This window comes from Sphingomonas sp. Leaf67 (assembly GCF_001421965.1).
GTDB lineage: Bacteria > Pseudomonadota > Alphaproteobacteria > Sphingomonadales > Sphingomonadaceae > Sphingomonas.
The window spans coordinates 83,294-95,440 of sequence record NZ_LMLP01000001.1; the positions used below are offsets into that span (position 1 = coordinate 83,294).

Genomic DNA, 12,147 nt, shown 5'->3' on the forward strand with positions numbered 1-12,147 from the left:
ATATGGGTAGCGGGAGAGTGGGTTATGCGCGGATCGATCTTGGTCATGCTGGCGGTGCAGGTGGCGTCGGGCGCCGTCGCCGTGTCGCCGGCGACGGCCGCAACACCCTCGCGGCAATACGAACGACTCGACAGAGGACTGGTCGCGGTCCCGGCGACGGGCGGCGGCAATCACGTGTCGTGGCGACTGCTTGCCACCGATCGGCCGGGTGCAGCGTTCCGATTGCTGCGGGACGGCAAGGTGATCGCGGCCCGTGTAACCGGCGCTTCGAGCGTGCACGACCGCAGCGGGACTCCCGCTGCCCGCTATCGTCTCGAATCGATCGGCGGGCGTGAACCGCCGGCGACCGCGGCGGTATGGGCCAAGGGCTATTGGTCGATCCCGCTCGACACGCCGGGCGAACGGGTGACCCCGACGGGTGAACGCTATGGCTATGCCGCGAACGACGCCAGCGTCGGCGATCTGGATGGCGACGGACGCTACGAGATTGTTCTGAAATGGGACCCGACCATTTCCAGGGACAACGCCTTTGGCGGCTATAGCGGGGAAACGTTGCTCGACGCCTATACGCTGGACGGCAAGCGGCTGTGGCGGATCGACCTTGGGCGCAACATCCGATCGGGCGCGCATTATACGCAGTTCATGGTGTACGACTTCGACGGCGATGGCCGGGCCGAGATCATGGTCAAGACCGGTGACGGCACGATCGACGGTACCGGCCGCGTCCTCGGCGACGCGAACGCAGACTGGCGGGCGAAGGACGGCGAGCTACCGCAAGCCGACCGGACCGGTGCCACGACCCTGCCCGACGGGCGGAAGGTCGCGCGGGTACAGGGGCGCATCCTGTCCGGGCCCGAATATCTGACCGTGTTCGAGGGGACGACCGGACGCGCGCTGGCGACGCAGCCCTATGCCCCACCCCGCGGCAGCGACACGCCTGCGGGGCTGCAGGCACTATGGGGTGATGGCTATGGCAACCGGTCCGACCGGTTTCTGGCAGGCGTCGCCTATCTCGACGGCAAGCGGCCCAGCGGCATTTTCGGGCGTGGCTATTACGCCAGATCAACGGTCGCCGCATGGGATTGGCGCGACGGCAAGCTGACGCAGCGTTGGCTGTTCGACAGCGCCGCCCCCGGCAACGCGAAGTTCGGTGGACAGGGCAACCACAATCTATCCGTCGCGGATGTCGACGGCGATGGTCGCGACGAGATCATCTATGGGTCGATGGCGATCGACGACGATGGCAAGGGGCTGTGGAGCGCAGGGTTGGGGCATGGCGACACGATGCATGTCGGCGATCTCGATCCGACCCGACCGGGGCTGGAGAAGTTCGGCGTGCATGAAGAGGTGCCGCGTAATGGCGGGATCGGATCGGCCATGCTCGACGCGCGGACCGGCGAAATCCTGTGGACAACACCCGCGACCAAGGACACCGGACGCGGGCTGTCGGCCGATATCGACCCGCGCTATCCGGGTGAGGAGAACTGGAATTCCAGTACGCCGCACCTGTACACCGCCAAGGGGCAGATCATCCCCGGTGCGAAGCCGAAGGTCGCCAATTTCGCGATCTGGTGGGATGGCGATGCGTTGCGCGAATTGCTCGATCGCAACCGGATCACGAAATGGGATTGGCAGGCGGGAACCGAGGTGCCGCTGATGATCGCCGAAGGGGCGACGTCGAACAACGGCACGAAATCGACGCCCGCGCTGTCGGCGGATATTCTCGGCGACTGGCGCGAGGAAGTGATCCTGCGCAGCGAGGATAATCGCGAGCTGCGGATCTACGCCACCCCCTTCCCGACCACGATCCGGCGGGCGACGTTGATGCACGATCCGATCTATCGGTTGGGCATCGCGTGGCAGAACACCGCCTATAACCAGCCGCCGCACCCGTTGGTCGCCCCGAAGTGATCGCCGCGTTGGCGATGCTGCTCGCCGGACAGGCGGTGCCCGTGACCTACCGGCTCGACGATGCCACGCCAAGGGGCGCAGAGATCCGGGTCGAGCGCGATCGGACCTATCGTGACGGCTATGGGTATGAACCCGATGGCGGACGGCGGTTCTCGGTAGCAGTGCCGGAGGGGAATTGGCGGGTTACGCTGACCATCGGCGACAAACGGGCAGCGACGACGACGGTCAAGGCGGAGGCGCGACGGTTGATGCTGGACCGCGTGCCAACCCGCGCCGGGCAGCGGCTGGAACGCAGCTTCGTCGTCAATACGCGAACGGCAGCGCTGACGCCGCCGCCGGCCAACGCGCCCGGCGGTACCACGGTACGCCTGAAGCCGCGCGAGGCTGGCAGCCCGACGTGGGACGATCGGTTGACGCTGGAACTGCTGGGTGACGTGGCCGTCCATACCGTGCGGATCGAACCAGCCGCGGTGCCGACGCTGTACCTTGTCGGAGATTCGACCGTCACCGATCAGCCATCCGAACCGGCCGCAAGTTGGGGGCAGATGCTGCCCGCCTTTCTCGATGGGCAAGTGGCGGTGGCCAATCATGCCGAATCCGGTGAGACGCTCAAATCGTTCCTGATTGAGTTGCGGCTCGACAAGGTGCTGGCGACGATCGGCAAGGGCGACTGGCTGTTGATCCAGTTCGGCCATAACGATCAGAAGGTGCAGTGGCCGCAGACCTATGTCGAGGCGGGAACGACCTATCGTGCCTATCTGAAGGCCTATATCGCCGAGGCCCGACGGCGTGGCGCGATACCGGTGCTGGTCACCAGTCCCGAACGACGCAATTTCGATGCCGCGGGACGGATACAGCCGTCGCTCGGCGACTATCCGGCGGCGGTCCGGGCGGTCGGTGCCGAAGAGGGGGTGGCCGTGATCGATCTGAACGCAGCCAGCATCGCGATCTACGAAGCGCTGGGTCCGGCGGTCAGTCCGCAGGCGTTCAACGATGGCGGGGCGGACCGGACGCACCATGATAATTATGGGGCGTGGCTGCTGGCGCGGGCGGTTGCGGAGGGCATCCGGACCCTGCCCGGCATGGCGGCGCATGTGACATCGGCACGGTTCGACCCGGCGCGACCGCCCTTGCCCGACGCGGTGGCGATCGTCCCGAGTGTCGCGCGCAGCGACGTGCGGCCGGACGGCAATTGATCGACCGGCGCGCCATGTTGCTGGGGATGCTCGCCCTGCCCTTTCCCGCCCACGCCGCGCGGCGGTTCGACGTGCGGGCGTTCGGGGCGACGGGCGATGGACGCACGCTCGATACGGCGGCGATGCAGCGCGCGATCGATGCGGCGGCGGGTGGCGGGACGGTCGTCGTTCCGGCAGGGCGATACCGGTGCTTTACGGTGCGATTGGCCAGCGACGTGACGCTGGTGCTGGAGCGGGGCGCAGTGATCGTCGCGGCCGATCCCGATCGCGACGCCGGGCGCTATGCACTGCCCGAGGATCGCGGCGAGCAGTTGTATCAGGATTTCGGGCATAGCCATTGGCACAACAGCCTGATCGTCGGCGACGGCGTGAAGCGCGTCGCGATCCTCGGGCCGGGGACGATCGATGGCGAAGGGCTGACCCGCGACGGGCCGGGTGCGCGCTGGCGCAAGCAGGCGGGTGAGCGGCCGCTGTCGATGCGGCAGATGACGGCGGAAGAGATTGCGCGGCTGGAACCCGATGCGGCGCGGATGAACGGGCTGGGCAACAAGGCAATCGCGCTGGTCGATGCGCAGGACGTGCGGATCGAGGGGCTGACGATCGCGCGCGGCGGGCATTTCGCGATCCTTGCCACCGGCTGCAGCGGCATGGTGCTGCGCGACCTGACCATCGATACCAATCGTGACGGGATCGACCTCGACGGCGTGCAGGACGTGCTGGTCGAGCGGTGCCGGGTCAACACGCCCAACGACGATGCCATTGTTTTGAAGAGCAGTTTTGCGCTGGGGCGGGCGATCGCGTGCAGCGACGTGACGGTGCGCGACTGCATAGTGTCGGGCTATGATCCGGGAACGCTGATCGACGGCACGCGGGGGCGGACGCAGCAGCTGGCGCCCGACCGCGATCGGGTGACCGGGCGGATCAAGCTGGGCACCGAGAGCAATGGCGGGTTTCGGCGAATCCGGATCGAACGATGCCGGTTCGAGCGGTCGAGGGGGCTGGCGCTGGAGACGGTCGATGGCGGGGTGATCGAGGACGTGGTGGTCCGCGACCTGACCATGACCGAGGTCACCACCGCACCGCTGTTCCTGCGGATCGGCGACCGGCGGCGGGGGCCGGCAGGGACCGGGGTCGGCGCGATCCGGGGGGTGACGGTCGAAGGGCTGCGGGCGACGGGGATCGACCACCGGTTCGCGGCGACGCTGGCGGGGTTGCCGGGGCACCGGATCGAAGACGTAACCCTCCGCGATATCAGCCTTTCCTATCTGGGCGGGGGGCGGCCGGTGGCGATGCCGCCGGAGCTGGCCGACGCCTATCCCGAGCCGAGCATGTTCGGGCCGACGCCGACATGGGGGCTGTGGTGCCGGCATGTGCGGGGGCTGCGCGTCGAGGGACTCGACCTGACCACGGCGGGCGACGGACGGGCGGCGATCGGGCTGGAGGATGTCGAAGGGGCGAAGTTGACGAAGGTGACACGTAGCGATTGACCCGAATCATCCGCCATTCTATATTTTGAATATAACGTTCACATAGTGAACATACAGGAGGGGCCGATGGCGCGCCACGCGTTTCGGATGCAGTTGAAGCCGGGGATGGCCGCCGAGTATCGTGCGCGCCACGACGCGATCTGGCCCGAATTGTCGGCGCTGCTGCGCGAGGCGGGGATTTCGGATTACTGGATCTTCCTCGACGAAGAGACCGGCGCGCTGTTCGCGACGCTGGAACTGGCCAAGGATAACCGGCGCGATACCCTGCCCCAGCATCCGGTCATGCAGCGGTGGTGGGAGTCGATGGCGCCGCTGATGGACACGCAGGCCGACAACCGCCCGCTCGAATGGTCGCTCACCCCCATGTTCCACATGGCATGACCGGCATGTTCCGTAGCCTGCTCCTGTGTGGCGTTGCCGCGTCGATGTTGACGCCGGCGGTGGCGCAAACCGCGAAGCCCACCGCCAATCTGGCCGCGCCGGTCAAGAAATTCGGGCGCGTGTCGTATGATGCGCGGTCGCTGATGATCGATGGCAAGCGGCTCACCATCTGGTCGGCCGAGGTTCATGCGTTCCGCCTGCCCTCCCCCGATCTGTGGCGCGACGTGTTGCAGAAGATGAAGGCGAGCGGGTTCAACACCGTCGCCTTCTATTTCGACTGGGGGTTCCACAGCCCGAAGCGTGGGCAGTACGACTTCAGCGGCATCCGCGATATCGACCGGCTGCTGACCATGGCGGCGGAGGAAGGGCTGTACGTCATCACCCGCGCCGGGCCGTATGTGAATGCCGAACTGACGCGCGGCGGCTTTCCCGGATGGTTGCAGAACCAGCGGGCGCGGGCGCGGACCGACGATCCCGATTACCTTGCCGCCGCCGACGAATGGCTGTCGCAGATCAACCCGATCATTGCCCGCCACCAGATCAATGGCGGCCCGAAGGGAGAAAAGGGCGGCACCGTGATCCTGCACCAGATCGAAAACGAACTGGCGCTGACCACCCCGGCACAGGGGCGGTATATGGATCACCTGTACGCCAAGGCGCGGGCGGACGGAATCACCGTGCCGCTGTTCCACAACGATCAGGGCCGCAACGGATATTGGGTACCGCGCGGGTCGAACGTGGCGAAGACGGTCGAGGGTTCGCCCGACCTGTATGCGTTCGACGGCTATCCCGGCGGTACCTGCACCGTCGGTGGCAAGGTGACGCGCGGGTCGGCGGCGCCCGACTGGGGCTTTTACGGTCCCGGCGGGGCGCGCGGCGGCGCTTCGGCCAGCCCGAACACGCCGGGGTTCGCGGCGGAGTTCGGCGGCGGCTGGTTCGATTATTGGGGATCGAACGGCGGGTATGAATGCAATGCCCGCCAGCGGGGAAAGCGGTTCCAGCGGGTGTTCTATGGCACCAATCTGGCCAACGGCATCGCCATCCAGAGCTTCTATATGGGGTTCGGCGGCACGAGCTGGGGCTGGTTGCCGGCACCGGTGGTCTTCACCAGCTATGACTATGGCGCGGCGTTCAGCGAGACGCGCGAAGTGCGCGAAAAGGCCGAGGAGTTGAAGGCGCTGGCGGGCATGATCGCGGCGGTGCCCGATCTGGCGGGGATGGTGCCGGCGGGGCCGGTAACGATCTCTTCGCCGAACATTCAGGTCTATCACAACAAGTCGCCCGAGACCGATGCGCGCTTCTTGCTGGTTACGCACAGTCCGTCGAACAAACTGAGCGACGACCGCTTCACCATCACCGCCGACCTGCCCGACGGGCGCTATGCGCTGCCGGAGATGCGGCTGAACGGGTTCGATGCGAAGTGGCTGGTCGCGGGCGTCAATCTGGGCGGGCAACGGCTGGTCTATGCGACGTCGGAATTGCAGTCGCACCTGCGGATCGATGGCGGCGATGTGATCTTGCTGTACGGGCGGGCGCAGGAGGCGGGCACGACGGTGCTGCGCTATAGCAGCGCGCCGACCGTTCGCGTCGTAGCGGGCGACGTCCGGTCGGCGTTCGATGCGGCGACGGGCGATTTGCGGCTCGATTATGCCCATGGCGCTTTGGCGCGGGTGCAGGTGTCGGGGGGCGGACGGCCGCCGATGACGCTGCTGATCGGCGATGAGGCCGAGGTCGCGAAGTTCTGGAAGTCTGGCGACGTGCTGGTGCGCGGACCGGCGCTGGTGCGGTCGGCGACGCTGCGCGGGTCGGCATTGGCGCTGACCGGCGACACGAAGGACGCGACACCGCTGGAGGTCTGGGCACCCAAGGTCGCCCGGTCGGTGACGTGGAATGGCGTGCGGGTCGCGACCGGTGTCGGGAGTGCGGGGAGCGTCGTTGCCCGTAGCGCCCTGCCCGGTCCGGTGGCGGTGACGCTGCCGGTGCTGGCCGATTGGCGGATGGCACCCGGCACGCCCGAGGCGGAACCGGGCTTCGACGACCGTCAATGGCAGGCGATCGACAATCGCGGCTATGCCAGCATCACCGCGCGGCCCGACGGGCAGCCCAACATGCTGATGGACGCCTATGGCTTTCATGAGGGCGACGTGTGGTATCGCGGGCGCTTTACCGGGACGGCGGATGCCGAGCGGCTGCGGCTCTATTACGGGGCCGGCGGGTCGGGAATGGTGCAGGTCTTCCTCGACGGGAAGCTGATCGGGCAGGACGAACTGCCCGGCGGGTTGCCGCGACCGATCACGACGGGGACGTCGACGATCGCCCTGCCCGATGCGGCACGGACGCCGGGCGAGCATGTGCTGTCGGTGATGCTGCGGAACAACGGCCATAACTGGGACCTCGACGCCGACGATTTCCATAAGGAAGCGCGCGGGCTGGTCTCGGCATCGGTCGAGAAACAGGCCGGCCGGTCGTTCGCAATTCCCGTCGCGTGGAAGATACAGGGGCGGCAGGGCGGCGAGGATATCGTCGATCCGGCGCGCGGCGTTCCGAACAATGGCGGGCAATATGGCGAGCGGATGGGATGGCACCTGCCCGGGTTCGACGATGCGCGCTGGGCGAAGGTGTCGCTGCCGGCGACCACCGCGCCGGCGGGGACCAGCTGGTATCGGACCCGTTTCGACCTGAACGTTCCGAAGGGGCAGGACGCGACCATCGGGGCGTCGTTCGGCGATGCCTCGCTTCCCCGGTCCCCGGTCGATTACCGGGTGCTGGTGTTCGTCAATGGCTGGCATATGGGGCAGTTCATCGCCCATGTCGGGCCGCAGCGAACCTTCGTCGTGCCCGAAGGGGTGCTGAACCATCGCGGGCGCAACGTGCTGTCGCTTGCCGTCACCAGCGATGGGGCGCCGGGCAACGCGCTGGAACAGGTGCGGCTGGTGACAATGCGCAACGTTCGCGGCGGGGTGCCGGTGCGGATGGTCGATGCACCGACGGTGCTGACGAAGTGACCCCCCACCCCTTTCCGTACCCCCGCGCAGGCGGGGGTCCAGAGCCGCAGGCGGCACGCTCGTGGCCCTGGGCTCCCGCCTGCGCGGGAGCACACCGAATTTTCAACGAAACAACCTTTCATCCGGAGCAATCATGGCCGCGCTGACCCACGACATTCCCCGCCAACAGGTGACCGACGCCATCGCGCTGCTGATGGACAATCTGGTCAATATCAAGGACGAGACCGGCGAGTTCCTGCTCCACCTCGACGACGGGCGGATCATCGACACCAAGGGCTGGGCCGGGTGGGAATGGACGCATGGCGTCGGCCTGTTCGGCATGTGGCGCTATTACGAGCAGACCGGCGACAAGGCGGCGCTGGCGATCATCAAGCAATGGTTCGAGGATCGCTTTGCCGAAGGCACCCCGACCAAGAACATCAACACCGTCGCGCCGTTCATCACACTCGCCTATCTGTACGAGCATGAGCCGGACCCGCGCTATATCCCCTATCTGGATACGTGGGCGGAATGGCTGATGGCCCCGGACGGATTGCCCAAGACCGAAGAGGGCGGGTTCCAGCACATCGTCTATAACGACGAAAACCCGGGTGAGATGTGGGACGACACGCTGATGATGAGCGTGTTGCCGCTGGCCAAGATCGGGCTGTTGCTGGGCCGGCCACACTATGTCGAGGAGGCGAAGCGCCAGTTCCTCGTGCATATCAAATATCTGTTCGATAAAAAGACCGGGCTGTGGTTCCACGGCTGGGACTTTAACGGGCGGCACAATTTCGCCGAAGCGCTGTGGGCGCGGGGCAATTGCTGGGTCACGATCGCGATTCCGGAGATCATCGAGATTCTCGACCTGCCGGTCGGCGATGCGTTCCGTACCTTCCTGATCGATACGCTGGCGGCGCAGGTGAAGACGCTGGCCGAGACGCAGGACGAGAGCGGGTTGTGGCACACGCTGATCGTCGATCCGACCAGCTATCTGGAAGCGTCGGCGGCGGCGGGGTTCGCCTATGGCATCCTGAAGGCGGTCCGGAAGGGGTATCTGCCGCGCCACTATGAGGCGGTCGGGATCAAGGCGGTGCGCGGCGTGCTGGCCAATATCGATGCGACCGGCGAGTTGAAGCAGGTGAGCTTCGGGACGGCGATGGGGGATACGCAGCAATTCTACAAGGATATTGCGCTGACCTCGATGCCGTACGGGCAAAGTCTGGCGGTATGTGCGCTGGCGGAGTTTTTGCGGACCTATATTTGAGGCGTCCGGCCGCCTCCCGGTAGGGAGCGTACCCCCGCGGAGGCGGGGGTCCAGAGTTACGGGCGGTGCGCTGCTTGGCTCTGGATCCCCGCCTGCGCGGGGATACGTTTTGGGGAGGCTCGGCCCTTACCCTTACGAACGAAGTACCCCGGCGGAGGTCGGGTCCAGTTGGGTGAGGCTGGCCGCATCTCGCAGGGGCCTTCCTAACTGGACCCCGGCCTCCGCCGGGGTACGATACCGTTTGTGGCTGGCGTCAGCCCGCCAGCAGCGCCTTGATCGCGTCGATCGCTTCGGCACTCTTCGACCCGTCGGGGCCACCGCCCTGCGCCATGTCGGGACGGCCACCGCCGCCCTGCCCGCCCAGTGCCGCGACCGCTGCTTTCACCAGATCGACCGCGCTGACCCGGCCGACCAGATCGCTCGACACCCCGACGCCGACCGAGGCGCGACCGTCATTCACCGCGACCAGCGCCACGACGCCCGATGGCACGCGGGTGCGGGCTTCGTCGATCGTGCCGCGCAGCGCCTTCGCCTCCAACCCGTCGATGACCTGTCCCAGGAACGCGATGTCGCCGACCTGTTCGGGACCGGCGGGTGCCGCCCCCGCGCCGCCACCCCCACTTGCTCCCGACAGGGCCAACGCCTTCTTCGCTTCGGCCAGTTCGCGCTCTAGCCGGCGGCGATCCTCGACCAGCTGCGCGACGCGCGCCGGCACTTCGTCGGGGGTCGCCTTCAGTGCGGCGGCGGCTTCGCGCAGCTTCGCGTCGCGGCTGCCGAGCCATTGCCGCGCGGCTTCGCCGGTCAGCCCCTCGACCCGGCGGACGCCCGACGACACCGCGCCTTCAGACACGATCTTGAACAGGCCGATCTCGCCCAGCGCATTGACGTGCGTCCCGCCGCACAGTTCGATCGAATAGGTGCCGTCGGCGTCCTGCCCCATCGAGACGACACGGACCTCGTCGCCGTACTTCTCGCCGAACAGCGCCATCGCGCCCATCGCTATCGCATCGTCGGGGGTCATTAGTCGGGTGGTGACGCCACCATTGCCGCGCACCTGTGCGTTGACGTCGGCCTCGACCAGCGCGAGCGCATCCGCCGCGATCGGCGAGGGTTGCGAGAAGTCGAAGCGCAGCCGCTCGGGCGCGACCATCGATCCCTTCTGCGCGACGTGGGTGCCGAGCCGCTCGCGCAGCGCCTCGTGCAGCAGGTGCGTCGCCGAGTGGTTGGCGCGGATCTGCGCGCGGCGGGCATGGTCGATGGTCAGCGCGACGCTGTCGCCGACCTTGAGCGTACCCGCCTCGATCGTCGCGACATGGGCGTGGAGCTTGCCCAATTGTTTGGCGGTGTCGGTGACGGTCGCCTTGAACCCCGCATCGGTCGCCATGGTGCCGGCATCGCCGACCTGACCGCCGCTTTCGGCGTAGAAGGGCGTCTGGTTGGTCAGGACCAGCACCTCGTCACCGGTCGCTGCCGATTCGACGCGCGCCCCGTCGCGCACGATGGCGACGACCTGTCCCTCGCCAGCCTCCACCGAGTAGCCGATGAATTCGGTCGGACCGGCGGTTTCGAGGACATCGAACCAGATTTCGTCGGATGCCTTGGCCCCCGAACCCTTCCATGCGGCGCGGGCGGCGCGCTTCTGTTCGGCCATCGCCGCATCGAACCCGGCGCGGTCGACGGCATAGCCCTGCGCGCGCAGGGCATCCTCGGTCAGGTCATAGGGGAAACCGAACGTGTCGTAGAGCTTGAACGCGGTCTCACCGGCCAGCGTCGCGCCATCGGCCATGCCGGCGGTCGCTTCGTCGAGGAGCTTCAGCCCCTTGTCGAGGGTACGGCGGAACTGGGTTTCTTCCTGCTGCAGCGTCGCTTCGATCAGCGGCTGCGCGCGGACCAGTTCGGGATAGGCCGCGCCCATTTCCGACACGAGCGAGCCGACCAGCCGATGCATCAACGGGTCCTTGGCCCCCAGCAGATGCGCGTGGCGCATCGCGCGGCGCATGATGCGGCGCAGGACATAGCCGCGCCCGTCGGCGGCAGGCAGCACGCCGTCGGCGATCAGGAAGCCCGACGCGCGCAAATGGTCGGCGATGACGCGGTGGCTGGCCTGCATCTCCCCTTCCGCCCGGGTGCCGGTCAGTTCGCAGGATGCGGCGATCAGCGCCTTGAAGGTGTCGGTGTCGTAATTGTCCGACACGCCCTGCATCACCGCCGCGATCCGCTCCAGCCCCATGCCGGTGTCGATCGACTTCTTGGGCAGGTCGCCGACGATCTCGTTCGCGTCCTGCTCGAACTGCATGAACACGAGGTTCCAGATCTCGACGAAGCGGTCGCCGTCCTCATCCGGGCTGCCGGGAGGACCGCCGGGGATATGGTCGCCGTGATCGTAGAAGATTTCCGAACACGGTCCGCACGGGCCGCTGTCGCCCATCGCCCAGAAATTATCCTTGGTCGGGATGCGGATGATCCGGTGATCGGGCAGGCCGGCGATCTTCTTCCACAGGTCGAACGCTTCGTCGTCGGTGTGATAGACGGTCGCGGTCAGCTTGTCCGGGGAAAGCCCCCAGTCGCGGGTCAGCAGCGTCCACGCGTTCAGGATCGCCTGTTCCTTGAAATAATCGCCGAACGAGAAATTGCCGAGCATTTCGAAGAAGGTGTGGTGCCGCGCGGTATAGCCGACATTGTCGAGGTCGTTATGCTTGCCGCCGGCGCGCACGCATTTCTGCGACGACGTGGCCGTCACATAGGGCCGCGTTTCGAGGCCGGTGAACACGTTCTTGAACGGCACCATGCCGGCGTTGACGAACATCAGCGTCGGGTCGTTCTGCGGAACGAGCGGCGCGGAAGCTACGCGGGCGTGGCCCGCCTTCTCGAAAAAATCGAGGAACGAGCGGCGAACATCGTTGGTCGAGGTCATTTCGGTT

General features: G+C 66.9%; 7 protein-coding genes. 6 read left to right on the forward strand and 1 reads right to left on the reverse strand.

The genetic code is table 11. The features are described 5' to 3' along the window. Window positions 1-24: 24 nt before the first annotated feature. The 6 genes from ASE90_RS00410 (at window position 25) to ASE90_RS00435 (ending at window position 9,226) form a co-directional block, all read left to right on the forward strand. Entirely contained in the window at window positions 25-1,911 is a 1,887-nt protein-coding gene (locus ASE90_RS00410) for a rhamnogalacturonan lyase (RefSeq protein WP_235531601.1), read from the forward strand. Further along, window positions 1,908-3,107 (forward strand): rhamnogalacturonan acetylesterase, encoded by a 1,200-nt coding sequence (locus tag ASE90_RS00415; protein WP_235531602.1) that lies wholly within the window; start codon window positions 1,908-1,910, stop codon window positions 3,105-3,107. The genes ASE90_RS00410 and ASE90_RS00415 overlap by 4 nt, the downstream gene beginning before the upstream one ends. Before the next feature lie 14 nt (window positions 3,108-3,121). Next, window positions 3,122-4,594, forward strand: a complete 1,473-nt coding sequence (locus ASE90_RS00420) for a glycoside hydrolase family 28 protein (RefSeq protein ID WP_055994491.1) — start codon at window positions 3,122-3,124, stop codon at window positions 4,592-4,594. Window positions 4,595-4,660: 66 nt separating this feature from the next. After that, the gene (locus tag ASE90_RS00425) at window positions 4,661-4,975 is read left to right on the forward strand and encodes an L-rhamnose mutarotase (RefSeq protein WP_055994493.1); all 315 of its coding nucleotides are present in this window, start codon (window positions 4,661-4,663) and stop codon (window positions 4,973-4,975) included. Window positions 4,976-4,980: 5 nt separating this feature from the next. Continuing rightward, on the forward strand, window positions 4,981-7,980 hold the full coding sequence (locus ASE90_RS00430) for a glycoside hydrolase family 35 protein (protein ID WP_082449472.1): 3,000 nt from the start codon (window positions 4,981-4,983) through the stop codon (window positions 7,978-7,980). Window positions 7,981-8,113: 133 nt separating this feature from the next. Next, window positions 8,114-9,226 carry a glycoside hydrolase family 105 protein gene (locus tag ASE90_RS00435; RefSeq protein WP_055994495.1) on the forward strand — a complete coding sequence of 371 codons (1,113 nt, stop codon included), beginning with the start codon at window positions 8,114-8,116 and terminating at the stop codon, window positions 9,224-9,226. Window positions 9,227-9,479: 253 nt separating this feature from the next. On the opposite strand, the gene alaS is transcribed toward ASE90_RS00435, so the two are convergent. Continuing rightward, the gene (alaS, locus tag ASE90_RS00440; protein WP_055994498.1) at window positions 9,480-12,140 is read right to left on the reverse strand and encodes an alanine--tRNA ligase; all 2,661 of its coding nucleotides are present in this window, start codon (window positions 12,138-12,140) and stop codon (window positions 9,480-9,482) included. Between the last annotated feature and the right edge of the window lie 7 nt (window positions 12,141-12,147).

Excerpts from the sequence above, each read along its gene's own strand:
- ASE90_RS00420 (WP_055994491.1), top strand. The coding sequence starts at position 3,122 with ATGTTGCTGGGGATGCTCGCCCTGCCCTTTCCCGCCCACGCCGCGCGG.
- ASE90_RS00410 (WP_235531601.1), top strand. The coding sequence starts at position 25 with ATGCGCGGATCGATCTTGGTCATGCTGGCGGTGCAGGTGGCGTCGGGC.
- ASE90_RS00430 (WP_082449472.1), top strand. The coding sequence starts at position 4,981 with ATGTTCCGTAGCCTGCTCCTGTGTGGCGTTGCCGCGTCGATGTTGACG.
- ASE90_RS00435 (WP_055994495.1), top strand. The coding sequence starts at position 8,114 with ATGGCCGCGCTGACCCACGACATTCCCCGCCAACAGGTGACCGACGCC.
- ASE90_RS00425 (WP_055994493.1), top strand. The coding sequence starts at position 4,661 with ATGGCGCGCCACGCGTTTCGGATGCAGTTGAAGCCGGGGATGGCCGCC.
- alaS (WP_055994498.1), bottom strand. The coding sequence starts at position 12,140 with ATGACCTCGACCAACGATGTTCGCCGCTCGTTCCTCGATTTTTTCGAG.